This is a genomic window from Chitinophaga japonensis (assembly GCF_007830125.1).
Classification (GTDB): Bacteria; Bacteroidota; Bacteroidia; order Chitinophagales; family Chitinophagaceae; genus Chitinophaga; species Chitinophaga japonensis.
The window spans coordinates 1,013,998-1,039,501 of the sequence record NZ_VLLG01000003.1 but is presented as its reverse complement, the minus strand read 5'-3'; the positions used below and the strand labels follow the sequence as shown (position 1 = coordinate 1,039,501).

20 protein-coding genes are annotated in these 25,504 nt (G+C 53.0%); 10 read left to right on the top strand and 10 right to left on the bottom strand.

Going from position 1 to position 25,504, the window contains the following annotated elements; translation table 11 throughout:
• Positions 1-7 precede the first annotated feature (7 nt).
• The 7 genes from LX66_RS13250 to LX66_RS13220 form a co-directional block, all read right to left on the bottom strand.
• Positions 8-748: an SDR family oxidoreductase gene (locus LX66_RS13250; protein ID WP_145714190.1), complete on the bottom strand. Its 741-nt coding sequence runs from the start codon at positions 746-748 to the stop codon at positions 8-10.
• An 87-nt stretch (positions 749-835) separates the two neighbouring features.
• Positions 836-1,762 (bottom strand): helix-turn-helix domain-containing protein, encoded by a 927-nt coding sequence (locus tag LX66_RS13245; protein ID WP_145714188.1) that lies wholly within the window; start codon positions 1,760-1,762, stop codon positions 836-838.
• A gap of 93 nt (positions 1,763-1,855) precedes the next feature.
• Complete coding sequence (locus LX66_RS13240; RefSeq protein WP_145714185.1) at positions 1,856-3,025, bottom strand: sialidase family protein; 1,170 nt, start codon at positions 3,023-3,025, stop codon at positions 1,856-1,858.
• Between the two features lie 27 nt (positions 3,026-3,052).
• Positions 3,053-4,501 carry a RagB/SusD family nutrient uptake outer membrane protein gene (locus LX66_RS13235; RefSeq protein ID WP_145714183.1) on the bottom strand — a complete coding sequence of 483 codons (1,449 nt, stop codon included), beginning with the start codon at positions 4,499-4,501 and terminating at the stop codon, positions 3,053-3,055.
• Positions 4,502-4,528: 27 nt separating this feature from the next.
• The gene (locus tag LX66_RS13230) at positions 4,529-7,807 is read right to left on the bottom strand and encodes a SusC/RagA family TonB-linked outer membrane protein (protein WP_211366203.1); all 3,279 of its coding nucleotides are present in this window, start codon (positions 7,805-7,807) and stop codon (positions 4,529-4,531) included.
• 261 nt (positions 7,808-8,068) lie between these two features.
• The gene (locus LX66_RS13225) at positions 8,069-9,625 is read right to left on the bottom strand and encodes a glycoside hydrolase family 43 protein (protein ID WP_145714181.1); all 1,557 of its coding nucleotides are present in this window, start codon (positions 9,623-9,625) and stop codon (positions 8,069-8,071) included.
• 12 nt (positions 9,626-9,637) lie between these two features.
• On the bottom strand, positions 9,638-11,986 hold the full coding sequence (locus LX66_RS13220; RefSeq protein WP_211366200.1) for a glycoside hydrolase family 127 protein: 2,349 nt from the start codon (positions 11,984-11,986) through the stop codon (positions 9,638-9,640).
• A gap of 340 nt (positions 11,987-12,326) precedes the next feature.
• Between LX66_RS13220 and LX66_RS13215 the strand changes: the two genes are divergently transcribed.
• The 7 genes from LX66_RS13215 (at position 12,327) to LX66_RS13185 (ending at position 20,040) form a co-directional block, all read left to right on the top strand.
• Entirely contained in the window at positions 12,327-12,593 is a 267-nt protein-coding gene (locus LX66_RS13215) for a DUF3892 domain-containing protein (RefSeq protein WP_145714179.1), read from the top strand.
• 27 nt (positions 12,594-12,620) lie between these two features.
• Positions 12,621-12,878, top strand: coding sequence for a hypothetical protein (locus LX66_RS13210; RefSeq protein ID WP_145714177.1), 258 nt, complete (start codon positions 12,621-12,623; stop codon positions 12,876-12,878).
• 39 nt (positions 12,879-12,917) lie between these two features.
• Positions 12,918-13,124: a hypothetical protein gene (locus LX66_RS13205; protein ID WP_145714174.1), complete on the top strand. Its 207-nt coding sequence runs from the start codon at positions 12,918-12,920 to the stop codon at positions 13,122-13,124.
• A 127-nt stretch (positions 13,125-13,251) separates the two neighbouring features.
• The gene (locus LX66_RS13200) at positions 13,252-13,812 is read left to right on the top strand and encodes an RNA polymerase sigma factor (RefSeq protein ID WP_145714173.1); all 561 of its coding nucleotides are present in this window, start codon (positions 13,252-13,254) and stop codon (positions 13,810-13,812) included.
• 98 nt (positions 13,813-13,910) lie between these two features.
• The gene (locus LX66_RS13195) at positions 13,911-14,981 is read left to right on the top strand and encodes a FecR family protein (RefSeq protein ID WP_145714171.1); all 1,071 of its coding nucleotides are present in this window, start codon (positions 13,911-13,913) and stop codon (positions 14,979-14,981) included.
• A 187-nt stretch (positions 14,982-15,168) separates the two neighbouring features.
• Positions 15,169-18,327 (top strand): SusC/RagA family TonB-linked outer membrane protein, encoded by a 3,159-nt coding sequence (locus LX66_RS13190; RefSeq protein ID WP_211366196.1) that lies wholly within the window; start codon positions 15,169-15,171, stop codon positions 18,325-18,327.
• A 33-nt stretch (positions 18,328-18,360) separates the two neighbouring features.
• Positions 18,361-20,040, top strand: coding sequence for a RagB/SusD family nutrient uptake outer membrane protein (locus LX66_RS13185; RefSeq protein ID WP_145714168.1), 1,680 nt, complete (start codon positions 18,361-18,363; stop codon positions 20,038-20,040).
• A 99-nt stretch (positions 20,041-20,139) separates the two neighbouring features.
• Here the strand turns inward: LX66_RS13185 and LX66_RS13180 are convergent, their stop codons facing one another.
• From LX66_RS13180 to LX66_RS13170, 3 genes are all read right to left on the bottom strand, one after another.
• On the bottom strand, positions 20,140-21,246 hold the full coding sequence (locus LX66_RS13180; protein ID WP_145714166.1) for an AAA family ATPase: 1,107 nt from the start codon (positions 21,244-21,246) through the stop codon (positions 20,140-20,142).
• Entirely contained in the window at positions 21,224-21,940 is a 717-nt protein-coding gene (locus tag LX66_RS13175; protein ID WP_145714163.1) for an RNA ligase family protein, read from the bottom strand. The genes LX66_RS13180 and LX66_RS13175 overlap by 23 nt, the downstream gene beginning before the upstream one ends.
• Positions 21,941-22,091: 151 nt before the next feature.
• Entirely contained in the window at positions 22,092-22,457 is a 366-nt protein-coding gene (locus tag LX66_RS13170; protein WP_244620389.1) for a ribosomal maturation YjgA family protein, read from the bottom strand.
• Between the two features lie 163 nt (positions 22,458-22,620).
• On the opposite strand from LX66_RS13170, the gene LX66_RS13165 reads away from it, so the two are divergent.
• The 3 genes from LX66_RS13165 (at position 22,621) to LX66_RS13155 (ending at position 25,483) form a co-directional block, all read left to right on the top strand.
• Positions 22,621-23,388 carry a MerR family transcriptional regulator gene (locus LX66_RS13165; protein WP_145714159.1) on the top strand — a complete coding sequence of 256 codons (768 nt, stop codon included), beginning with the start codon at positions 22,621-22,623 and terminating at the stop codon, positions 23,386-23,388.
• Between the two features lie 151 nt (positions 23,389-23,539).
• Complete coding sequence (locus LX66_RS13160) at positions 23,540-24,121, top strand: collagen-like protein (protein WP_145714157.1); 582 nt, start codon at positions 23,540-23,542, stop codon at positions 24,119-24,121.
• Between the two features lie 183 nt (positions 24,122-24,304).
• A complete protein-coding gene (locus tag LX66_RS13155; protein ID WP_244620388.1) occupies positions 24,305-25,483 on the top strand; it encodes an epoxide hydrolase family protein in 1,179 nt (392 codons plus the stop codon).
• Positions 25,484-25,504 lie beyond the last annotated feature (21 nt).

Below are 25,504 nucleotides of genomic sequence, written 5' to 3'. Positions count from 1 at the left end.
ATACTTATTAAGCCATAGCGCCATTAACACCGATGTTCTGCGCCGATATCCATTTGGCGTCGTCGCTGGCCAGGAAGGCGACTACTTTCGCGATGTCTGCCGGCTCACCGATCCGGTTAAAAGCAGACAGGCCAGCCAAACGGGCTACTGCCTCTGCTGATTTACCGTCCATGAACAGTTCGGTATTGGTAGGTCCGGGCGATACGGAATTGACGTTGATGCCACGGGCGCCAATCTCTTTGGCAAAAACACGGGTAAGCTGTTCCACAGCCGACTTGGTAGCTACATAGGCTCCGTAGGTTGGCATGATCAACCGGTTGACAGAAGTGGAGAAGTTAATAATAGCGCCATTGTCCGCCAACCGGCCGGCCGCTTCACGCAGGGTATTGAATACGCCTTTGATGTTGATGTCAAGAATTTTTGTCAGGTCATCATCGGTCGTGTCCTTAATGAGTTTATAAAGGATCACGCCGGCATTATTTACCAGGATGTCAATGCGCCCGTAATGGGCAATCGCTTCATCAAACAGGCGTTTTACATCGTCCGCCTTGCTTACATCTGCCTGCACGGCAAAAGCATCTCCGCCATTGGAGGTAATGTCATTCACCACGCTGCCGGCAGCAGCTTTGTTACCCGCATAGTTGATGATCACTTTGGCCCCGGCATTGGCCAGCTCTTTGGCAATTTCAGCGCCGATACCCCTGGAGGCGCCTGTAACAAGTGCTACTTTTTCAGTTAAATTTTTCATCTTTCTGTGTTTTTAAATTTATACTGGCAAAGTTACATTGGGGAGGTATCCTCTTTCTTGCGCTAATTAAACCAGGAGTTGCGAATTTTAAAGATGGAGGGTGTTTCTATACTTGTTGGGGGAAACTCCCATGTGTTTCTTAAAGAAATTACTGAAATGGGAGGTTTCAGTAAAGCCTAGCCGGTAGGTAATTTCTTTAACGGGGATCGATGAATTTTGCAGTAAGGACCTGGCTTCAGCCAGTGTTTTTTCCGCAATCCACACGGCAATCGGTTTGCCGGTTTTGCTCTTTATAACGCTGCTTAAATAATTGGGATGCAAATGCTGGGCATCGGCATAATCCTGCACCCTGAATACGACGGCTGCCTTGCCGGCGGCCAGGTCACGGTAGTGCTGCTCCAGCATCCGCTTAAACAAGATCACGATCTGGGAGCTCCTGTTGCCTTCATAGATGGGGTTGTAATCCATCCAGATATGTTCCTTGATCTTAAAAAGCAACACTGCCAGCAAATGCCCGATTATTTTATACCTGGAAGCAGCATTCCCTTTATACTCTTTACGTATTTGAAGGTTGATGTTCCCGATATCCCGGAAAAAGTCATCAGGCACTACTCTTGGCCTGATGACTTCAGTAAGTAAAAAGGGGAAATCAGTATACACATCTTCACCTATATATTTCTTCAGAAAGGCTTCATCAAAGGTGATCAGCAGCACATCTTCAATCCGCTGCCAGCTAAAGGTGCGGTAATTGCTGGGATTGGTGAAATAAATGGAATGCGGCGCTACTTCAAAAGTATGTTCATCAATGGCATACTTCCCCTGGCCATCTTTTACAAACAGGAATGAAAAGAAATTCGGGCGATAGGACGATGATTCGTAGGGCAATGTAAATCCCACCTCCTTCAGGTTGAATATCGTAAAGCCTTCTTTCAGATCAAACATATCCACCGGAAGGCCCAGGGTCTTATAAAGCTCGAAGAGAGAATCAGAGGTAAAGCTTTCTTTCGTCGTCATTATTATCCGGGCAGTTTAACATACCATTGCTGCTCAAAGATAATCAATCTGTTCTCATACAAAGCCGGCTAATCTTCCCGGCTGCCGTCACCCTTACCTGAATTTGCTCAGGGGGATCACTTCGAAGGCAATGCCTTCATACGGCCGGCCCTGCCCGCCTTCAAATAACAGCGCAATAGTGGTGTCCGAAAGCTGCGTCATATCCGAGTAAGCGGAAGGCCCGCTCCACACGCGGTATTGCTTCAACCAGTTTTTGCCTTCATCGGCACTCATCTTTACGGTCATATCCTTTCTTTCCATACTGGCGGCATTGGCAAAGAACAGGGTATGCTGGCCTGCCATTATGGACAGCAGGCTGCCCTGGCAGTGTGGGTCCACCAGTGTATAATCCGTTTTTACGGCATCCAGGGTCTCCCCGCCATCGTGGCTTACGGCAAACCTCCTGGCAGTGCCGGCCGAAGTCCGGAGGTTCAGCATGATCCTGCCCTCCTTCAGCTCTTCTACGGTGCACTCCCCTACCTGGTCGGCGCTGGTGGTATCCCCTTTGATCCATGTTCTACCATGATCGTCGGAGTAAATGACCTGTGAATAATCCTTCCGGGCGCCATTCAGGCGAAAAGTATAATAACAGGGAGCTATCAGCCTGCCTTTTTTAGGGCCGTTCTTCAGTTGGATACCATGCACCGGGCCGGTGGCATACCAGTCCCAGTGCGCTTTCTTAACGCTGGAAGTGATCTCCCTGGGAACTGCCCAGGTCTTACCATCATCAGATGAGGAAGTATAGTAGGCCCTGCGTGTATCCTTCCCTGTTCCATTGGTCAGGGTGCCCCAGGTGTCCTCGCCGTGGTTCCAGCTCATCAGCAGGTGGATCTGCCCGGTCTCCTCATCTACGATAGGCACGGGGTTACCGCAGGTGTTGGCGCCATCGTCCCAGACAACGGTCATATAGCTCCAGGTCTGCCCGTTGTTCTCGGACCGTTTTACCACCAGGTCAATGTCTCCCGCATCGCCATTGCTCTTTTTCTTACGCGCCTCTGCAAAGGCCAGCAGGGTGCCCTTCTTTGTGCGCACCAGCGCAGGAATGCGGTATACCTCGTACCCGTAGGTGCCTTCGGCGTATATGTAAGAAAGGGTGGTAACGCCCGTTCCCGGCCCCGGGCCCGGCTCCGGCGCCGGGTTGGGAGCGGGCGGATTGTCGCTGCCTTTGCAGGAAAGCCATAAAACTGGTAATACCAGCATCAGTAAATTCTTCAGGCTCGTCATTATATGTCAGCTTTAGTTTTTTAAAAGTTATTCCGTATAGCCCGCTGTCTGCTCCAGTTTGGTATTGCGGTCCATTTCGGTATTGGAGATGGGAAAGAAAAGCGGGAGGTTCCGTTTATCGTTCAGGTTCGGTACTTCATCATATATATTAATGATGCCGGCATAGTGGAAACGTACCAGGTCGGGCCATCTTTTCAGCTCGAGGTAGAGCTCGCGGAAACGTTCATTGAGTATCTCGCGCTCCACGGACAGCTTGTCGGCAGCGCCGGTATAGTCGCCCGTCTTTGCACGGTTCCTCACGCGGTTCAGCTCCGTGATCGCTTCTGCCGGCCGGTTCAGCGCGGCCAGGGCTTCCGCTTTGAAGAGGTACATTTCAGAAAGCCGGTAAACAATGATATCGCTGTCGTAATAACGGTTGCCGGCAGCGTTACTGCCGCGCATCTTGTTGTCAAACACCCCGATGATGCTGCCGTCAGCCGCTACCGCCTTGATGATCGCTTCTTTCAGGCGGACGTCCGCGCTGTTAACAAGATACAGGTCCTCCAGCTTGGGACTGGGTGCATACTGGCTGCGGGCACCACTCCTGGCAAATGCAATGCTGTTCCTGTTCACGGCGTCCTGTACAAAAATATCGCGCGGTTTTAACTGGCTGGCGTACTGGCCCGTTTTTTCGTCCCGCTGAAAATGGATGGAAAAGATCACTTCCTTCCCGTTCCTGCGGTCCGTTGCATAAATATGCCAGTAGGTGCTTTCCAGGCTCAGTCCCGTGCCGGCATTATCTGCAGCGGTGATAACATCCTGCAGATCGGCGTCTGTACCACCCAGCACCTTGTGCTTCCACAGCAGCGCATCAGCTTTCAGCGCCCATGCCGCAGGTTTGGAAGCGCGGCTTTTATTGATAAACCCGTTTTCCGGGAACAGCTCAATAGCCCTGTTCACATCCGCTTCGATCTGCGCCATCACTTCCGGCTGGGAAGCCCGCGCCAGTTGCGGATGGTCCGCATTCTCCGTGGGCTCCAGCTCCAGGGGCACGTCTCCCCATGCGCGGATCAGCCAGTAGTACATGTAGGCCCTGATAAAATAACCTTCCGCCAGTATCCGGTCCCGGTCGCTTTCATCCGCAAAAGGGATCCCCGGCGTATGTTTCAGCAACTGGTTGCAATGGTTGATCACTTTGTAGAAGTTCAGCCAGCCCGGCGCCGTGGAAACGTTCAGGTTCTGCGTCCAGGCATTGGACGGGCCGCCTTCCATGCCCTTTACAAAAGCATCTCCGCGATCCTCGAAGTAATAGGTGGTATTGACCGCATCGCGGAGCTGTGCATAAATACCGACCAGGTAGGCCCTTGCATCGTCCTCTGTTTTCCAGTAATCCTTGTTGACAATATCTGAAACGATATCCGTATCCAGCAGATCGTTGCAACCGGCGCTCATAGCCAGTGTAAGCATCAGGCTATATTGGATGATATATTTTTTCATCTGGTATTTTTTTGTCGGTGGAATTTTTTAAAACCCGGCGCGCAGGCCGAAATTGAACTGGCGGGGACGGGGATAAACGCCATAATCCCGGCCGGTGTATATCTCCGGCATCAGTCCTTCATAGGCGGTAATATAACCGATGTTGTACACCCCGCCGAATATCTCCAGTCCGTTGATATAGGCCTTTTTCAGCAACGGGCTTCTCAGCATGTAGCTGAGCGATACCTCGCGGAAAGCCAGGAAATCACCTTTGCCGTAATAAAGGGAATTATTGCTGCCGCCGCCGGAATTGCCGATCGCGTTGTCCCAGCGCTGGTGATTGCGGAAATTATAATCCACATCGCTTTGAACGGTGTAACGCGGATACTTTGCATCGTCTCCGGGCTGCATCCAGGAATTTTCCAGCGCATCTCTCAGCGCATTGTTGTTATTACGGGCGCTGCCCATGATGTTGCTTTTCAGCCCGTTATCGATCACATGGCCTACCGCCCAATCCAGTACAACGCGCATGGTAAGCTGCTTATACTTAAGCGTATTCACCATGGCGCCCATTTTATCCGGACGGATAGAGCCCATGTAGATCATATCTGCAGCATCCAGCTTTCCGTCATTGTTGCGGTCCTCGAATTTGGCATCGCCGGCTATCTTGGTCCTGCTGGCGGCATTCAGGTCGCGGGGGGCATTCGCGGCTTCTTCGTCGGTCTGGTAAACACCGAGGTAATGGTAGGCCCACCTTCCGCCAAACTCCTCCCCTTCCGCAAAACCGCCCACTTTTACGTTGGTCTTTGCAGCAGGGTCATACACGAAATTGCCGCCTATCCTGTTCTTGTCTTCCCCGTTCTCCGGCAGCGATACCACGATGCCTTTATTGTAGGAGAAGGTCATGCCCAGGTCCCAACTGAAACGGGCCGTTCTTACCGGTACGGCATGCAATTCCACTTCCACGCCGCGGTTGCGGATAGACCCGTAGTTGCTTTTTACATTAGGGAAGCCGGTAGAGCTCCAGAGCGGGCGGTCAAACAGCCGGTTATCCGTAAGCTTGCTGTAATAGTCCACCAGCAGGGACAGCCGGCCATCGAAGAAGCCGATGTCAATCCCGGCATCAAAGGAAGTGGTAGACTCCCATACCAGCATGGTGTTAGGCAGGGTGGTATTGAGAATGCCCACTTCGCCCAGGTACGCAAACCCGCTTTCATACTGGCCCCTTGAATCGAATATGCTGAGAGAGTTGTTCCCTGTTTTACCCCAACTGGAGCGTACCTTCAACTGGGAGATCACGCCGCTCAGTCCTTCAAAGAAATCTTCGCGGTGAACATTCCAGCCGGCGGATACCCCGGGGAAAAAGCCCCATTTTCGGTCTTCGGAAAAACGGGAAGATCCGTCTTCACGAATGCTGGCGGAGAAAATATACTTCCGGTCGAAATCGTAGCTCACACGGCCAAAGAAGCTGAGCAAGGCATCATAGTTCTTGCCGGAGGAGGCCCGTTGTGTGAGATCGCTGGTAGCATTGAGCGTGGGGATATGATCTGTCAACGCTTCACGCCCGGTGGCGGAAAGACGGTAAGAATAGTCCGAGTTATAGCTGGTGCCCAGCACACCGTCGAGGTGGTGCTTCCGGATCTGTTTATTATAGGTCAGCACACCATCGAACTGGAAATGCCGGTCCATATTATGCGAAGCGGAAGCAGGCCTGTTGGTCACGGTCTCGTTATAAGCCTCAAACTTGTTGTCAATGCCCTGGGCTGTAAAGTAATACACCGAGGGAGAGAAGCGGAGACCGGGCGCCAGGTCCCAGTCGGCACCCAGTTGCAGGGTAGTGCGGTATACCTTGCCGTCGTTGTAATTCGTTTTGTAGTAGATCTCGTGGATGCGGTTGCGGAATGAAGATATCCCTTCGCCCGGTGCCGGCAGGCCGTTCTCGTAATAAAGGCGGTAGGTAGGAGGCATCAGCACACTGCGGCTCAGTACCCATTCATAATTGTTCGGTGCGTTGGACTCCCGCACCTGGTAAGCCACCTTGCTGGTAAGCGAAAAACGGTCGGTCAGCCGGAAGGTGCCATTGAATAATGCGCTGTAGTTCCTGTACTTGGTTCCCCTTACAATCCCGTCCTGGTCCAGGTATCCCAGGCCGAAGTAGTAGGTGGCCTTGTCCGTACCGCCGCTGATGTCTACATCCACTTCCTGCTTGATGCCGCTTTTGAAAGTAACATCCTGGTAGTCGGTGTTCTTGAAGATGAGATCCTTGCCCGTCACGGGGTCCGGCATCGTCTCCCATCCTTCGTTGTTCAGCAGGTGGTTCACATACTCCTGCCCGTACTCCAGGGTATAAACGTCCAGGAATTCCAGCGTGTTGTTGGAATTGCGGGGATTGCCCGTAGACATGCCATAGCGCCCGCCGGTGAGGAAGAAGTCGGGATTCGATTTATTGAACAGGGCGGTATTGCGGCGCGTCAGCTCCACATATTCCCGCGCGTTCAGCAGGTCCAGTCTTTTTGCCTGCTGCTCAATACCAAAAGTGTAGCGGAAATTCACAGCAAGCTTTCCTGCCTTCCCTGATTTGGTTTTCACTATAATAATACCGTTGGCGGCCCGGGCGCCGTAGATGGCCGTGGAAGCAGCGTCTTTCAGCACTTCCACCGATTCAATATCGTCCGGGTTCATGTCCTGCAGGGACCGCATTCCCTGGGACACGATGCCGTCCACGATGATCAGCGGCGCGTCGGAATTGGGAGAAGTGGTGGTGCCGCCGCGGATAAACACATCCGGGGAAGCGCCCGGCTGGCCGTTACCGATCTGCAAAGTGAGGCCGGGCACTTTTGACTGCAGTTGCAACAGGGGATTGGCGCCCGGGGCGTGCCTGAACTCCTCCTCGGACACTTTGGAAATGGAAGTAGTAAGCGTTGCACGGGACTGGCTGCCGTAACCTACCGCGACGATCTCATTTAAACGGACTGAAGTGCCGGACAAGGTAGTATTGACGACGCTGTTCCCGTTAACGGGCACTTCCCGCTTTTCCATCCCTATCAGGGAGAATACGAGGACGGCATCAGGCGCTACCAGCAGGGAGAAGCTGCCTGCTCCATCGGTTACAGCACCGGTTAATGTGCCCTTTTCAACAACGGTGACGCCGGGCAAAGGCTGTCCCGCTTCGTCGGTTACCTGCCCGGTAACCCTGATCTTTTCCTGTTGCTGGCCGGTAAACGGCCTGGCGGCATAGGTCTGGGCATTCCAGGGCTGGCACATGGCGAAACAAAGCACCAGCCACCCCTTTTGCCATAATGAACGTGGTAAAAGTGATCTTTTCATAATTGTGAAATTTATAGTAGCCTGACGGCCTTGTCCCTGTTAGGTATTACATATTGCTGCCTGGTTGATCGTGGTTGCCCATTTATTATGTAGTATATAAAACAGAATATAGGGATACAATTTCCCGTTTTCAGCAATAAAAGTACACAAATTCGATTATTTGTAGTACATAAAATATAAAATGTTTAAAAAAAGCAGCTAGCTGCCAGGCAGGAGGCAGCCTTTGGGGGGATACAATGCGGGGTTGAAACAGCAACAGGGCTACTTTGAGATCCGGTCACTCACGCGGTAAAAATCAACATCCACGTAGCCGCCGGGCGCTTTCGTGGCGTAGTTGAACAATCCGAACCGGTAACCCATAAAGTGAGGAAGGGTATACGCCATCTGCAAAGTGGCGCCAACAGGCGTCCAGGACTTTCCATCCAGGCTGTAATAAAAATAACCTTTGTCGGTGCGGTCCCTGAAATCGCAATCTGCCTTCAGGTAAATGATATCCTGCGTAAGGGGAATATGCTGTCTTTCCACCGGCCGGCCGGCATCTGTGCTTACCATTACGATGGACTTCGCGCCCTTGTCCGCCTTCACGCCCACCCATCCGTATTGCTTTTGCAACAGCAGCAGGCCCGCACAATCGCCCTCCTTCATACGGGATATATCCATCGCCGTGACAACTGAGCAAACAGGACCAAATGTCCTTTGCGTTAACGTGTTGCGTGCCTGCAGGATAGCGGTGTCCACCCTGGCGGTCCTTAGCCGGAGATAACCGGGACGCTGCGTGAGCGACCAATGGTCATTATCCGGATTATGGTTCCATTGCCAGGCCAGCGGCAGGGAATTGCCGCCCTGCGGACGGTCAAATTCATCGGAACTGACAATACCCGGGGCCAATCCCCTGCCGGCCGGCAGATCCAGGGAACCAGGCACTTTGTTGTCAATACCTAACACGGGCCAACCATCTTCCCATGTAACCGGCACCCAGTAAGGAATACGGCCTACGGCACCGAAATCCCGGAACAGGTAGGCATACCATTTTCCCGCGGGTGTGCTGATCAGTCCTCCCTGCGCCACGCCCTTGTCCTGCAGGGCGACACGGCCTTCATAAGGCCCCGTAATTTTATCCGCACGGTGCACCACCACGGTGCGCATACCGCCCTTTGGCCAGCAGATATTGAAAAGATAATATTTGCCATTGACCTTGAACAACTGGGAACCTTCGGCAGGCAGACCGATATTGTTGCCGGCAGGCGCGCTGGCATTTTCAATGATCACCTTACTGTCCGTTCCCGGTTTAATGCCGGAAACATCTTTGCTCAGCTCCGTCAGCATGATCCTGCCGCCGCCATAGACCATATATACCCGGCCGTCATCATCAAAGAACAGGGAATGGTCGTGCAGGGAGGGGCTGAACGAAACCGCTTTCCAGGGGCCCTGCACTATATTTTTCGTGGAATAGATATAGGTTTTACCCGTGGTATTGGAGAACGTGGTCACGTAATAAGTACCGTTATGATAACGCAGGCTGCTGGCCCATGAACCCCTGCCATAAGTGCTTTTCCCGTTGGCAAGGTTCAATGCGTCCACATCATCCAGCACATCGTAGGCGTAGCTCACGGTCTGCCAGTTCACCAGGTCGGTGGATTGCATGATGGGCACGCCCGGGCTCATGTGCATGGTAGTGCTGCTCATGTAATAGGTGTCTCCTACCCGGATCATGGACATGTCGGGAACATCCGCGTAAATGACAGGGTTCTGTGCGCGCTGCGCCTGCGCCGCTAAACCGGTCATTAAAATGGCTACCAGGAAAGCAGGGAATTTCATAATCGTGCTGTTTTATTTTAATAACCTTACTTCAAAGATTCTTCCGATGGCGGACGAGGACCTGGCTTTGAACAGGATGGTGAGCGGCTCCCCGCCGGAAATACCAGCCGGCAGGTCAAACACATGATCTTTGAAGGCATTGCCGCCCTCCCCGGTTAAGGTGATGGCGCCTATGCGGCTATCGTTAACATAAATATCAAAGCTCCTGTCCTTTTCCGCGCCATAGCAGGTAATGCTCAGCTTTGCAGGCGTCGTTCCCCTGCCTGACAACACATAGCTGAACCAGTCTTTACCGCTACGGTAATGCCGTTCCCTGAAAAAACCGGCGCGGGTTTGCCCTCCTTTGAACTGGTGATCCGCTTCGGGCTGCTGTTCACCGGGATATACTACATCCACCGTCGCCTCTTCCTTTTGCCGGCGGGCCTGTTCCTTTTGCCGGATGGCAGCCTTTATGCCCGGGACCTCCTCCGCTGCTGCATAAGGCCAATAGAGGATATAACGCCTGTCGTGCAACTGGAAGAAAGGGGTCAGCTCCAGGTTTTTATATTTTGCTTGTTCCACCAGGTGGGCCATGCCGAACACCATCCCGGCGGTATCTGTTTCCCGCGGCATCGGCGCATGCGCGGGGTCCTCCATCACCAGCAAGGGCGCATCCTCCAACGGCTCCAGCCTGCCGTGTGCAATATGCCCCCACCTGCTGCTGTCGGCCTTCAGCCCCGGCATAGCTGAGCGGCCGGCAGCGGCCGCCAGCACCAAAGGCCCGTGCACGAAGGATACCCATTGACTGCTGTCCGGGAGCACCTCCGCCGTGGTGCGCATCGGCAGGCGCACGGTAATACGGTCCCCGTTCTTCCAGGTCCGGGCAATGGATACATACCCGTTCCGGGCAGGCGGAAGCTTTACCGGTTTACCATTGACCTGCACCTCGAAAGCGCCTGCAATCCAGTCAGGCTGCCGCAGTTTTACCACCAGGCGCTGCGGCCGTTGGGTAGAGAATTTCAGCGTGGAGGACGTCTCGAAAGGGAAGCGGGTTTCCTGCGAAAGCTCCAACGCCCGCTGCTTCCACTGCAGTACAGACGGGATGAATAAATTGACATACAACTCATCCGCATGGTGGGCATAGATCAGCTCACCATATTTGCCGTGGTTCTCTATGCCGGACCCCACACAGCACCAGAAGCATTGCTGCGAGGAGGAATATACCCTGTAATGGGCCGGGCGTATCGGTGTAAAATAAACGAAGCCGCCTTCCGGGTGCTGGGAAGAAAGGATGTGATTGTACAGGGTCCGCTCATAATAGTGGATATATTTTGCATCGGGGTTTGCCAGGAAGAGCGCTTTGGTGAGCTTCAGCATATTATAGCTGTTACAGGTTTCCGGGCCTTCCCTGGATTCCAGCATGGGACTGAAATCATCGGGGGAGTTAAAGTGTTCCCGCACGCTGTTACCGCCAAATGAAACACTCCGGTGCAGGGTGACGGTGTTCCAGAAAAACTCCGCTGCATCCGCCCAGGCCTTGTCCCCGGTAAGGGCCGCGATGCGCGCAAAGCCCACCACCTTGGGTATCTGCGTATTGGCATGCAGCCCGGTCAGCGAATCCTGGTGCTCCAGCAAAGGGTCCAGTATGGCCCGGTGGGAAAACCGCCTCGCCAGGGTCATGTATCGCTCGTCACCCGTGATCCGGGAAACGTTGGCAAATACTTCATTCATGCCGCCGTGTTCATTGCCCAGCATGCGCTGCATCTGCCCGTCGCTCAGTTTGTCCGTCAAACGCAGGCACCAGTCCGAAAGACCGATGAGTATCCTTTTGGCCTGCTCACTGCCGGTAAGCTGGTAAGCGTCTACCAGGCCGGCATACAGCTTATGCAGATTGTACCAGGGCACCCACCTTTGCCAGACGGCCTCCACCCTGCCCTGCGCTACCTGCTGCCATACTTGTTTCCCGTCCGGGATACCGCCCACATAGCCATTGCCGTTCTGCTGCTGGCATTTTTCCAGCCAATCCAGCATATAATTGAGCCGGTTGCGGAAAACGGTATCACCGGTGGCCGCATACATTTGCGCGGCCGCCGTGAGGTAATGGCCGGCAATATGGCCGTCCAGTCCGTCGCTTTCCCAGTTGCCATAGTTCTCCTTCAGCGGCCGGATGCCCGCATCCTTCAGGAAAGGCGCCAGCAGCCGGTCCTCATCCAGCGACAGGATATACTGCGCATCGGTTTGCTGCGCCTGCAAAAAGGGACTTTCCAGCAGCCGCACGGCGGAGAGCGGGAAAAGCGCCGCCTGCTGTTGTCCGTATCCATGGCTGACGAAGGTTGTCATCATGACTGTTAAAAGCCAGCCTGTCCATTTGCCTGAGCTCATAGCGGTATATTTTCGGGTTTGAATAATGATCGGAGCATAGCTGTGCCGGTAGTTACATATCATAACGCAGTGGACCTGTCTGTCTTCAGGTACGGCCTGAAGCATTTATTCATAACGGTGGCAGCCATCGGCGACAGCTTAATTGTAAAAATGACAATTAATTTTTGATTTACCAAATTTTGGTGGTAATACCGGCTGACCGACGCTCCTGTTATTCCCTGCTACGCTTATAAAAACCGGAAAAATCCCCTCCTGCAGGTAAACAGAAGCTGCTTAGTTTTGAATAGCAGTTTTAACTGCTGAATAGTACTCCATTTCAAAACCAAAATTTTTTTTTATCATGGCAAATTATGAAGTAACCTGTATCCACAAACAGGACCACAACGATCCCGATAAGCGGATCACACATTTAGGCGGCGCGGGCTGGAAGCTGACCAGCAGCGAAGTGATCTGGTATATTGAGAATAACGTCCATACCTACCATACCTACGTTAATGGCAGGAGGGCCAATATAGAAGTAGTGGATGGCCCGAACGGAAAGTACCTGAGAACAGATGCAGATGCCCGTTGGACCAATAACCTGCTGGCACTCCCGGAATGCCGGTAATATTACGAGTAAACTCAACTATACGCTATGAAAAAGATCTTACTGTCAACCCTTATTATGCTCTCCTTACTGGCCTGTTCAAAAGATGGCGGTTCCGGCGAAACGTCTCCTGGCAGCAGCACTTCAGGCGGTAGCGGTTCCGGGGGAAACGCCTCCGGCGGCAGCGCTTCCGGCTGCGGATACCACAACGGCAAGCGCCTGTATAAAGGCGCACAGGGAGGTTGCTACTATATCAACAGCAACGGAAATAAAACTTATGTAGACAGGTCCGAATGCAACTGCTGACGCGGCAGCCTATTTTTTCACCTTATAAAACATTTTCCTATGGATAACTACATAGTACTTATTCCATTACTGATGCTGGTCATCGGCGTAGTAGTCATTTATGTTGCAATCCTGCGCTGGGTATTTCGCATCAATCATATTTGCGACCGGCTTTCCGCCATCAGTCACAATCTTTTTGAACTGCGGCAAAGCATTGAAAAAAAGCTGGAGGAAGATACTGTTGCCGCTACCGGTTCACAGCGCTGACGCCAGGCTACATACCGCCGCGGCCTGCAGGGCAAAACCTGCGGGCTGCGGCGGTTACCGGGCAGCATTTTCCGGGGAAATTTGGATGGCTTGGATTTAATTATTACTTTTTCGGCGCATCAGGGCTATGGGGTCAAGCTTTTCACAACACGTCGACAACTGGTACGCGCAGTTCCACATTCACCTGATCCATGTCGCCACCCGCTGGGGATATGGAGAAGATGAAAGCCGGGACCTGGTGCAGCAATTCTTCCTGGAGCTGCTGCAAAAAGATCTCGACCCCACGGCGGTCCAACATCCCAGGACCTACCTCACCAGGGCTTTTATCCGCAAACTGATCGATCACTACCGGCATACAAAAACAGTACAACAGCGGGCGGCGATGATGGACACCACCGCCTACGAGCCCTCCGTGCTGGAAAGCCTGGTACGCATCCAGGCCAACGAGGAATTGCTGGCCTCCATCAGGGCGGCTTACAAACGGCTGCCCGCCCGCTGCCAGAAAGTGATCCACCTGAAATATTACGAAGGCCTCACCACGGAACAGATCGCTGAACGTACCGGTCTTCATACCCGGACCGTTTATAATAACCTCTACGAAGCCATCAAAGCCCTCCGGGAAGAGCTGAAACGGGCGCATCCCCGTTTGAAAATTGCAGCAGTCTTCTCCCTGCTGCCCCTGCTTTAGGCGGAAAATCCCCTTCCCGCACTCCCCCCCAAAAAAATTACCAGGAAAAGTTGGTAAATCAGCCGGGCGCTTCCGTCTATATCTAAAACAGGTATAGCATGCCCGATCGTTTGGAGATAGAACAACTGGTCATAGATGATACATTTATCAGTTATTGCTACGGCAGGGACCCGGCAGACGTCGCTTACTGGGAAAATTACCAGGCAGCACACCCGGAGGAAGCGGGAACGCTGGCAGAAGCCCGCGAACTGGTGTTGGGCCTTTCCCTCATGCTGATGGAAGCGCCCGAGGATGCGCCTGTACCAGGTACAACAGCAATATCCCCGGATAGCCGGCCGCGCCGGCATATCGGGAAAGCCATTGCCATAGCGGCTTCCATCGCTGTGATCGTTGTAGCCGTATCCTTCCTTTTCCGCAACGGGAAGCGGCAGGAGCCGGCAGCGGCAGAACAGGAATACGTGTTCACAACAGCCCTGGCGGAAAAAAAGAAGATCAGGCTGCCGGACAGTTCTACAGTGCTGCTCAATGCCGGGTCTACTTTGCAGGTAGACCGGGACTTCGGCAACCAGCACCGTTCCGTAAGCCTCTCGGGAGAGGCGCTGTTTGATGTAACACATGATGCCGGTCAGCCATTTATCGTAAAAGTAGAAGGATATGAAATAAAGGTACTAGGTACCGTCTTTAACGTAAAAGCTTACCCGGGGGAAAAGAAAAGCGAAACGTCCCTCATCAGCGGCAAGGTGGAAATACGCCTGGAGCACGCGGCATCCGGCTACAAAACGCTGCTGCCGAAGGAGAAATTCGTACTCAGCAAAGACCTGGCCGCCCTGCCTTCATCCAGCCCGGCCTCGCCGGTTGTTCACCAGTTGGGAACAGCCATCATGCCGCTTTCCTACAACCATAACCAGGAGAATATCGAAACAGCCTGGTCGCAAAACCGGCTGATCTTCGAAAATGAATCTTTCGCCGATATCAGGAAAAAGCTGGAACGCTGGTTTGATGTGCAGATCATATTTGAAGATGAAACCGTCAAACAATATAGTTTCACCGCCACATTTGAAAAAGAGGATATCTACCAGGTTATGAAAGCGCTGCAGGCTTCATACGGATTTACGTACAGTATCAATGGAAAAGAAATAACGATCAGTCACCAAAATCACGTCAAATAAATAAAATTCCCGTTTGCTAAAAAAAGAAGGGAGGGCACAGTTGGTACCTGTACGCTCCCGGTTAAAAACATGGCCAGTGCATCAGACAATACCTGTGCCGCATTTCTAACATTTAAACCTACTCTAAGGTATGAAAATCACCTGTATTAAACTGCCCCTGGAAGGGGCGTTTAAAAAGATTCTACTTATGAAATTGACAACAGCATTATTGCTGCTTACCACATTGCAGGTTACGGCGTACGAGGGAAATTCACAGGACAGGGTCAGTGTGGATTTCCACAATACAAAGCTCACCAGCGCCCTGAAGGAAGTGGAGCGTAAGACCCATTACAGGTTTGTGTTCAGCAACCTGGTATTGAACGACCAGGTAAAGGTGACGCTGGATGCAAAGGACATGCCCGTAATGGACCTGCTGAGCCGGTTGCTGGCAGGCACCGATCTCGTTTTTGACCAGATGGAGAACAAACTGGTGGTCATTAAAAAAGATGAACGTCCGCTTGGGCTGATCACTGTAACCGGGCTGGTAACGGACAGCAAAGGTTTTCCCCTGCCGGGCGTTACCGTGGCATCCGGCCCCGGTTCCGGCACCGTGACGAACGAAGCCGGCGAATATACCGTCCGTGTAGACGAAAAAGGCACGCTCACTTTCAGCTATGTGGGATATACCGCACAGGCCATCCCGGTAAACGGGCAAACGACCATCAACGTGACGATGCTCGAAAGCGCGGATACGGAGCTGAATGAAGTAGTGGTAGTGGGATACGGCTCCATCAACAAACGGGACCTCACCGGCGCTGTTACCAACCTGGGCCAGCGTGACCTGATTGCCGGCACCGTATCGCCGCTGCTGGCCATACAGGGAAAAGTGCCCGGCCTCACGGTGCAATCCACGAATGGCACGGATCCGAACGCCGGCGTTTCCCTCCAGCTCCGCGGCGTAAACTCCATCAATGCAGCCCAGGGCCCGCTGGTGGTAATAGACGGCATCCCTGGCGGCAATATCAACACGGTGGTGAAAGAAGATATTGAATCTATCAGCGTACTCCGGGACGCGTCTGCCGCCGCCATCTATGGCACCAGGGCTTCCGGCGGCGTGATCCTCATTACTACCAAAAAGGCAAAGGCCGGCGCCATACGCGCCAGCTTTACCAGCGAGCTTTTTCTTGAATCCGTCCGCAGAAGGCCGGAGTCCCTCAGCGCGGAAGAGTTCGTGGCACACGACATGGGAACCGACTTCGGGCATAAAACCGACTGGTACAAGGAAGTCACCAACCAGTCTCCCTTCAGCCAGCGCTACGTGCTGAATGTGAACGGCGGAACGGAAAATGCGCAGATATATGCTTCCTTCACAGCCCGCGATGCCGTAGGCATGGCCATTGAGTCCAAAAGAAAAGAACGCGGCGGCCGTATCAATACCTACTTCCGCTTTTTTGACGGTGCAGCAGAACTAACGAGCAATATCAGCTACATGCAGGCCGATGCGGACTTCAGCGATAACGGGATATTTAATATGGCGCTGGTAATGAATCCTACGGAAACGCCTTATGACCCGAATGACGTAACCGGCTACAACATTCCCGTTGGCGGCTATGATTATTTTAACCCGCTGGCGGAAGTGAAGCTGCGGAAAGACCAGGGACAGTTCAAGTACCTGTTGGCCAGCTCCACACTGAAGATCAACATCACCAAAGACCTGTACGCCTCCGGCATGGTGGCATTAAAGAATGACACGGAGCATAAGAACTTCTACCGCTCAGCCCAGCACCGCATTTCCCGCAATGATAACATTGACGGGTATGCCAGCCAGTCCTACAGCCGGTGGAACGACCGTACCCTGGAGCTGACGCTGAATTACAACAAGTCGATCGGCTACCACCAGGTCAACGCGGTAGGCGGCTATACCTACCAGGATTTCAACGGGCAGGGTTTTGACGCAAACAACTCCAATTTCCCGGTAGACGGGATTGAAGAAAACGATATGAACACGGGCACCTGGCTGGCCGACGGGCGCGCAGGACTGGGCTCCTGGAAGAGCCCCACCGTAAAGCTCATCGCTTTCTTCGGACGGGTGAACTATTCCTTCCGGGACCGGTATATTGTTACTGCCTCCCTGCGCCACGAAGGCTCCTCCAAGTTTGCCCCCGGCAACCGCTGGGGCGACTTTCCCGGCCTGTCTGCCGCCTGGCGCCTGTCTGAAGAACCTTTCCTGAAAGGCTCCCCTATTGTGAGCAACCTGAAGATCCGCGGCGGCTACGGCGCTACCGGCAATGAAGGTTTCAATGCCAATGTAGCCACCCGCATGTACGGCCCGGACACCTGGTGGCTGGTGAACGGGGAATGGCTGCGCACCTATGGCGTGCTGCATAACCAGAACCCCAATATCCGCTGGGAGGTAAAGAAAGAGTTCAACGCCGGCCTTGACTTCGCATTGTTTGACAACCGCCTGAGCGGGCGTATAGATGTATACAAACGCCGTGTGGATGATATGATCTACGACGTAAGCGTGTCCCAGCCACCTGCTATCCATGACAAGACCACTGTGAATGTGGGCAACATGGAGAACAGGGGATATGAGGTAGAGCTGAACTGGAACGCGGTAAAAACAGCAGACTGGGATTATACCACCGGCATCGTAGCGTCTGCCAACCGCAGCACGCTGACCACGCTGAATGGCGGGCAGACCTTCTCCGACCGTAAATCATTTCCCGCTCCCGGTAACCCCGGCACCGCCGTGCGCCTGTATCCCGGTGAAGACATCGGCCGCTTCTTCCTCTGGCGCTTTGCCGGCTTTACAGAGGAAGGCAACTGGATGCTGTATGATAAAACAGGCAAGCCCTTTGATGTAACGGAGCAGGCTAAACGGAATGAGGATAAAGCATTCGTCGGCAATGCTATCCCCACGCTGATCCTTTCGTGGAACCACTCGCTGCGGTGGAAAAATTTTGACGCGGGCGTTTACATGCGCAGTTGGATCGGGCATGATGTATTCAACATGATCAACATGTACTACAGCCTTCCGAACGTGAGAGGACAGAACGTGCTCCGCGATGCCTTTGACAAGCATCAGCATATCACAGGTGAAAAGGAGCTCACCGACTACTGGCTGGAAAAAGGCACTTTCCTGAAACTGGACGCCCTCAGCCTCGGATACACCTTCCGGCCGCAGATGGTGAAGCCCCTCAAGGGGTTGCGGCTGTATGCTACGGCCCGTAACCTGTTCGTGCTGACGAATTACAGCGGGCTGGACCCGGAAGTAAATATCAATGGCCTGGAACCGGGTTTTGAGGAAAGGGATGTATACCCGAAAACACGCACGTTCATGTTTGGCCTGCAGGCCAGCTTTTAATGGGCCACATTATTCATTTCACAAGTCATTAGTATGCAAAAGATATTGGGATTTACATTGCTGACGGCGGCCTTCCTTATCCTGGGGGGCTGTACCAACCTGGACCAGGAGTTCTATGACAGGGTAACGCCTGAAACATTCTTCAAAAGCGAAAAAGACATCAAAGCGGCATTGTACCGCCCGTTTACCCATGCCCGCTGGTACCTGGGAGAGGACCGCTGGAACCTGCAGGAATACACTGCCGACCAGTTTGCTATCACTACCAAGGGCCGGCACTGGTACAACGGCGGGGAAAATGAAAGGTATCACTACCATCGCTGGACGCCGGATGACAACTGGATATGGGGCACCTGGCGCGGAACACTGATGGGAGTTGCCTTAGCGCTGGACACCAAGCAGGACCTGGAAAAGCTGGATTATACAAAGTTTGCGCTGACGCAGGCGGATAAGGATGATCATATCAACCAGCTCACTACGCTCATCGCCTTCTTCTACCTGAGAGGTCTTGACTATTTCGGCGGACTCCCGATCTTCGAATCCCTGGAAGGCGAGTCCCTGCCGCGCAACACCGATAAGGAGACATTCACGCACGTAGAAACGCTGCTGAAGGAAGCCATACAGAAACTGCCGAAAAAGAATGCCGGGGACATGGAAGAAGGGGCTTTACGGCAGGCTGCTGCAGCCGCTTTGCTGGCAAGGCTTTATTTCAATGCGGAAGCCTATATCGGCCAGCCCATGTTTGCGGAATGCAAAAAGCTCTGCCAGGACATCCTGTCCAAACAATACGGCGAATATAGCCTGGACCCCACCTGGTACGGCCCGCACAACTTTAGCAATGACCGGTCGCCGGAGATCATCTGGTCCATTCCCTCGGAATTCAACAAGCTGCAATATGACTGGTTCTACAATACCTTCTACCACTATAATACAATTAAGTATTTTGGCATAGACGGCGGCGGCTGGAACGGCGCACATCTTACCCCTTCAAAGAAACCCACGGGAGAATGGTATGCGGAATACAAGCTGGGTGCTCCCTTCAGGAAATTCAATGACCTCGACCTCCGGAAAAAACCGTATAAATACCTGGGCGGAGGCCGTTATGAAGGCATGTTCATCTATGGCCCGCACCTGACGCCTTCCGGGGAAGTGATCACCGGCGGCGAAGAGTACAAAGACCAGCCGCTGGTATTTGTAGACCAGGTAGGCCGTTTCTCCGAAGTGGGCCCCGGCAGGCGCTACGCCTCCGTAAGCGAGCTGCCCTCCAAAATGTCGGAAGGAGAAGAGAATACCGGCGTCCGCATCGTGAAGGTGCCTGTCCCGAACAATACGGACAAAAGCCTGCGCTGGGGCGCGGATAACCCGGCTATCCGCCTGACGGAGATCCAGTACATGCTGGCAGAATGCCTGATGCGCGAAGGAGATAAAGGCGGGGCGGCCACCCTGATCAATGAAGTGAGAAAACGCAATTTTGAAAACGGCATAGATCCCGACCCGGTAACAGCCGCCAACCTGGATGAGTACCGTATGCTGGATGAATGGGGCACTGAATTCCTGGCCGAAGGTCGCCGCAGGACGGACCTGATCCGCTGGAAAAAATTCACGACGGAATCCTGGTGGGACCATGAACCCTCTGATGATCATTATAAAAGATTCCCGGTGCCTACGCAGGCCATATCCGGGAATAACAACCTGTTGCAGAACCCGGGGTATTGAGTTAGAACGGGGTAGCATAAACGGGGTAGTACCAGGCGATTGGCACTACCCCGTTTTGTTTGGTCAATTCATAGTCATATTATCCCTCACTGATCGCAGTCATTGAATATGATAGCTCACCTCATGGGCCTCCCAGGGCGCCGGCACCTCCAGTTTGCGCACCAGCCGGTCGATCACGGCCGGGGGCACCACTGCTTCCCTGTCGCGGTTTTGCTTGTGCAGGGCCATATACGGGCTCTCCACGTACACGATCTTTACGCGTGCCCGGTAAGCCAGGAACAGCGAGATCAACTGGCTGCGCATTTGCGCCGTTGTATTGGTAGCGTTCCAGACAAAGCCTGTCTTTTTCCGCAATAACACCCTGGCCCGTTCTTTTGCTTCCTGGATGGCCTGACCGTTACCGGTCTTGTCCCCAGGATCGATGCCGCGTTGCAGGCGGATATCGTCCAGGGAAATGACGGGCATACCGGGGAAATGCTTTTTCACAAAAGTGTCCTTGCCGGCGCCCGGCAGCCCGCTCATCAGCACTACTTCCATTTCAGGCGCCTCAAAGGGCTCGTAATCCGGGTAGGCGTCATCCCGCTCCAGGTAATGCATGCGGGCATGAGCAGAACGGAAGGGGCGGGTGGCGCCCCAGCAGCCCTGCTCATTACAGAACTCTTCGAAGCAATCTACCCGGTAAAGCAGGTCTTCCTGGTCCTGGCAGATACGCCCCCGCACATCCGCGCGCGCAAGCATGGCCAGCCAGCGGGTATTTACTTCCATACTGGCCCTGATCAGCGTTTTCAGCGGATCGGGCTTCTCCAGCAACCAGAGCGGAAGGCTGTGATGCCGCACCAGGCCCACGATCTCCTCCCGGGTAAAAAAGGGAGCAGGCAAGTCACGGTAGAGAAGGAACCGGGCCGTCTGGGCGCCTTTGCGTGCGTGGCCATGGGCAGTGATCCTGCCGTCCGGTTCCGTAACGGTGGTGCTGCGCTTTTCCACATCGTGCAGCAGGGCGGCTGCCCAAAGCGTTTCCTGTACCTGCGTATCCAGCTCCTGGTAACGTACATCCTGTGCCATCGCTTCCAGTACCATTTTTGTATGTATGGCGACGTTGCCTTCTGCGTGATGCAGCGCATCCTGGGGTACTTCCCGCATGTCCCGCACCCAGTCAAACTGCTGCTCCAGCAATGTCCAGTCTTTATGATCCGTGATAGTCCACATGCTTACCTCCTTCGTAATTTAAGCGGGCGCGCTTCCAGTTACGCGTCCAGTGCGCGCCGGTTTGCACATGCCCTTTCCTCACATATTTGAATACATTTTCAGCGAAAGCATCCACCGGGTAACCTTCAACGTTACGGGTAACGATGCCTTCCATTGTAGATGGTTTCCCATCCAGCATATTATACGGTTGCAGCGCCCCTGGCCCTGCGGCAATAGCGCACACTTCCTGCTCAAAAGCATGCCGGTCTGCAGGCGTAGGGATCACTTGTATCTCCGGTACCACGGGCAAACCCAGCATACCGGCATAAAACTTTGTTTCCTCCCAGCTCAGCCAGCGGTCATGCTCGCGTATGGCAAACACGTAAAAGTGATGTTCCAGGTTGCGGTATTCAATAGAATGGATCGCGTACAGGTTCTCCAGAAAGACTTCCAGGTTGCCAAGGTCCCTGCGGATACCCTCCCAAAAACGCCGGATACTCTCCGTCCAGGGCGAGGTAGTGGGCGCAGCATGGGAACGTGCGAACACACCATGACGTGAAAGACAGTTATTCTCGCCATCCAGCTTTTCGGTATGCACCAGCACGGGTATCTTTTGCAGATGCTGCCAATAGTCATGCCGTATGCGGTCATCGCTGGTGGTGCCGGGCGAGAAGGGGTAATGATAAGTGCGGCCGTATTTTCGTGAAATAGCCATGTAAAGTGGTTTTATATCAACAAACAGATTTCCTGCCGCTCCATCACGGAGCAGCGCGTACGAAGATTTAATATGTTGATACGATTACATGGCGCAAGGCTTTGTCAGTTTTGCGATGGGGCAAAGATAAGCATTCCGCGAATAAAAATTCCTACACGGATAAAGCGCCTGTAGCCCCGCTAGGCGATCTTTTGCGCAGGAGCTGCGCCGCAAGCATTATAAAGCCCGCGCCCAGTGTGTAAGCCAATATATCTGCCCAGGAAAAATGATTCCCGATAACAATATTTGCTATCCGCGAATGTTCAAGGCCGAGCCGTTTTACCAGGTTGAAATATTGCAGGGTCTCCACCAGGTATGAGAATGCCAGCACTGCCAAAGCCACCGGTACCACCGGCGCCTGTACAAAGCTGCATATAAAACAATACATAAGGATAACTACCAGGAAATCGCCGGCATAGGGACGGATAAACGCGTCATGTACATACCTGGCAATCAGCACTTCTATAAGAAACAGCAAAATAGTAAGTCCAATGTACCATGGGTTGAACCTGAATTTCATGGGAGCAAGATAGGTAACATTAAAACACCTTTAGCCGTATTTTAAAAAAATCCGGCTTGCCCCTTGACTCTCACCTTAGGTCATACCCTACATTTGCACTGACAAGGTATAAATCCAAACAATGAACAACTATTCTGTAAAAAAGCTCGCCCAACTGGCTGGTGTCAGCGTGCGCACCTTACACCTGTATGACAAGCTGGGCCTGCTGAAACCTTCTGTCCGTACCGAGGCCAGGTACCGGCTATATGGCGAAAAAGAACTGTTGCGTTTGCAGCAGGTACTCTTTTACCGGGAACTTGACTTTCCGCTGAAAGACATTTGCGCCATCCTGGATGATCCGGCATTTGACCTGGAGCAGGCCCTGGAGGAGCATAAAAAAGCGTTGTTGGCCCGGAAGGAAAGGATAAACACATTGGTTGGTACCATAGAAAAAACATTGGTAACACTAAAAAACAAAACTATGTTACAGGCAGAAGATCTATACGAAGGTATCCCGCAGGATAAAATGATGGCCTACAGAACAACGGCCATGTCCAGATGGGGCCAGGAAAAAGTTTTAGCAATAGAGGCTACGCTGCGCAGTTTAGACAAGCAGGAAATGGAATCTATGAAAACGGAACTGCATGACATTACTGCGCGGTTAACGGCGCTCATGCCCGGCGGCCCTGAAAGCAAGGAGGTACAACAATGCATTGCGCGGCGTTACCAGATCATCAACCGGCTCACCGGCGGGGAAATAGCGCCACACAAACTGGAGTATCTCAGGAAAATGGGGGAACTGTATGTTGCCGGCAACCAGGATGCGCCTGCTGATGTGTTGCCCGACAGGCAACTGGCGCTTTTTATGAAAGCGGCGACCGATTATTATATTAAAACCCAACAACAATAAAGACAGGGGCTGGCTCCCACCGCCAGCCCCTGCTCCTAAATGCAGTATATACGCTATTCAAATCAGGTATTTATACCTGATGTCCCTACCGGATTAGGTTATAATTTCACAGCGGTCATTTTATTAATACGAACCCCAAATCTCAACTATCATGAAACAGTTCAAAATGCTCATTGCTGCTATTGTATTATCCCTGGCTGTCATTAGCTGTAAAAAAGGAGATCCCGGCCTGGAAGGCCCACAGGGGCCGCAGGGAGAACAAGGCCCGCAGGGGACTCCCGGCGCAGACGGCTCCCAGGGTCCGCAAGGACCTCAAGGCCCACAGGGGCCACAAGGCATTGCCGGTAATGCCAACGTTACCCAATACACTTACGGGGCGCACAATTTTGCCACTACCGCTTCCGTTACACTGCAGGTCACCACTACGGCCGACACCATGAACCGCAGTGCCTGGCATATATACCTGGTAAGGGCCAGCGGCAACGTATATCCCATACCCGGTTTCGGTTTAAATGGCAGCAGTGATTACCGCGCCTACTGGTTTCATGCGTCCGGCAAGGTAAACTTTGTGATCAACAAGGTTTCCGGGACCGGGGAAGAATACGCCAGTATACGGATCATCCGCATCTATGCCAACCAGGTAACAGCCGGCGGGCGGGTTGCAGATCAATTGCCGGATATAGACTTTAATGACTACTACGCGGTTTGCCGGTACTACCAGTTGCCTTACTGAGCAGCGCTCAACGTAAATATATTACCCCTTATAAAGGCGGATGCAGCGGGCGGCTTACGTCCGTTGTACCCGCCTTTTCGCCTTTTCCTCAAAAGAACGTATTTTTATTTCTGACAGCCGGCTTGCTACTGACATACTGTTGTCATAGCCCACCTGGAATTTTGTTTCATCAAACAAAGACCCATGAAACAGATCATCCTTTTACTGGCTATCGCTGTTATAACGGAAACCGCCCACGCGCAAACCCAAAAAACCTCCCATATGTTTAATGTGAAACCTTTTAGGATCGATGTGCAACAAACTGTATTGGACGACCTTCAAAACCGCCTCCGCCAGACCCGCTGGCCCGATGCGCCTGAAAACGCCGGCTGGAAATACGGTACGGATCCCGTGTTTCTCCAAAGCCTGATTGCTTACTGGCAGGATGGTTACGACTGGCGCAGGCAGGAAGCCGCGCTCAACGAATTTCCACAGTTCACAGCGGAAATAGACGGTCTTACCATTCATTTCCTGCACATCAAAAGTAAAAACCCCAATGCCCGGCCCTTGCTGCTTTTGCACGGATGGCCCGATTGTTTCTACCGTTATTACAAAGTCATTCCCTTACTAACGGACGACTATGACATGGTGATACCTTCCATTCCCGGTTTCGGTTTCTCCAGCCGCGTGGCCATGACGGATGACGGCTCCGCAAAAATTTTCGCTATGCTGATGAAAGAAGCCCTGGGCTACCCAACCTTCCTGGTGGCTGGCGGCGACGTTGGCAGCGGCATCGCCAAGTCACTCGCCAATCTTCACCCCGAAAACGTGGCAGCTATTCACCTGTCAGACGTGGGGTACCCCAAGGGGTCGGAAGACTGGAGCACCATGACCAAAGCGGAACAGGAATTCGGGCAGTTCATCCAGCAATGGTGGTACACGGAAGGAGCATATGCCATGCTGCACTCCACCAAGCCGCAAACGCAGGCTTATGGTTTGAATGACTCCCCGGTAGGTCTCGCTTCCTGGATCATCGAAAAGTTCAATACCTGGCGTACGCAGGATGGCACGATCGAGGATCATTTCACAAAGGACGAGCTGATCACCAACATCATGATCTACTGGGTGAGCCAGACAATCAATTCCTCTATGCGTACATATGCGGTAAATTTCTATCAGCAACTGGCTTCGGGCCAAAAGGTCAACACGCCCACCGGCGTGGCGACATTCCCCGGAGACGCTCCTACGCCAAAGGAATGGGCGGAGAGAAATGTAAACCTGAAGCGGTTTACCGTCATGGAAAAGGGCGGCCACTTTGCAGCACTGGAAACACCGGAATTGTGGGCCAGGGAAGTAGATGGTTTTTTCAAAGCTACGCGGTAAAATAACAGTCACCCATCCCCC

What these genes read in the sequence shown, in the direction of transcription:
- LX66_RS13225 (WP_145714181.1), bottom strand. Translation starts at nt 9,625, where the DNA reads ATGAAATTCCCTGCTTTCCTGGTAGCCATTTTAATGACCGGTTTAGCG.
- LX66_RS13205 (WP_145714174.1), top strand. Translation starts at nt 12,918, where the DNA reads ATGGATAACTACATAGTACTTATTCCATTACTGATGCTGGTCATCGGC.
- LX66_RS13210 (WP_145714177.1), top strand. Translation starts at nt 12,621, where the DNA reads ATGAAAAAGATCTTACTGTCAACCCTTATTATGCTCTCCTTACTGGCC.
- LX66_RS13175 (WP_145714163.1), bottom strand. Translation starts at nt 21,940, where the DNA reads ATGGCTATTTCACGAAAATACGGCCGCACTTATCATTACCCCTTCTCG.
- LX66_RS13195 (WP_145714171.1), top strand. Translation starts at nt 13,911, where the DNA reads ATGCCCGATCGTTTGGAGATAGAACAACTGGTCATAGATGATACATTT.
- LX66_RS13190 (WP_211366196.1), top strand. Translation starts at nt 15,169, where the DNA reads ATGAAATTGACAACAGCATTATTGCTGCTTACCACATTGCAGGTTACG.
- LX66_RS13155 (WP_244620388.1), top strand. Translation starts at nt 24,305, where the DNA reads ATGAAACAGATCATCCTTTTACTGGCTATCGCTGTTATAACGGAAACC.
- LX66_RS13245 (WP_145714188.1), bottom strand. Translation starts at nt 1,762, where the DNA reads ATGACGACGAAAGAAAGCTTTACCTCTGATTCTCTCTTCGAGCTTTAT.
- LX66_RS13165 (WP_145714159.1), top strand. Translation starts at nt 22,621, where the DNA reads ATGAACAACTATTCTGTAAAAAAGCTCGCCCAACTGGCTGGTGTCAGC.
- LX66_RS13160 (WP_145714157.1), top strand. Translation starts at nt 23,540, where the DNA reads ATGAAACAGTTCAAAATGCTCATTGCTGCTATTGTATTATCCCTGGCT.
- LX66_RS13230 (WP_211366203.1), bottom strand. Translation starts at nt 7,807, where the DNA reads ATGAAAAGATCACTTTTACCACGTTCATTATGGCAAAAGGGGTGGCTG.
- LX66_RS13235 (WP_145714183.1), bottom strand. Translation starts at nt 4,501, where the DNA reads ATGAAAAAATATATCATCCAATATAGCCTGATGCTTACACTGGCTATG.
- LX66_RS13250 (WP_145714190.1), bottom strand. Translation starts at nt 748, where the DNA reads ATGAAAAATTTAACTGAAAAAGTAGCACTTGTTACAGGCGCCTCCAGG.
- LX66_RS13240 (WP_145714185.1), bottom strand. Translation starts at nt 3,025, where the DNA reads ATGACGAGCCTGAAGAATTTACTGATGCTGGTATTACCAGTTTTATGG.
- LX66_RS13185 (WP_145714168.1), top strand. Translation starts at nt 18,361, where the DNA reads ATGCAAAAGATATTGGGATTTACATTGCTGACGGCGGCCTTCCTTATC.
- LX66_RS13180 (WP_145714166.1), bottom strand. Translation starts at nt 21,246, where the DNA reads ATGTGGACTATCACGGATCATAAAGACTGGACATTGCTGGAGCAGCAG.
- LX66_RS13220 (WP_211366200.1), bottom strand. Translation starts at nt 11,986, where the DNA reads ATGAGCTCAGGCAAATGGACAGGCTGGCTTTTAACAGTCATGATGACA.
- LX66_RS13215 (WP_145714179.1), top strand. Translation starts at nt 12,327, where the DNA reads ATGGCAAATTATGAAGTAACCTGTATCCACAAACAGGACCACAACGAT.
- LX66_RS13200 (WP_145714173.1), top strand. Translation starts at nt 13,252, where the DNA reads ATGGGGTCAAGCTTTTCACAACACGTCGACAACTGGTACGCGCAGTTC.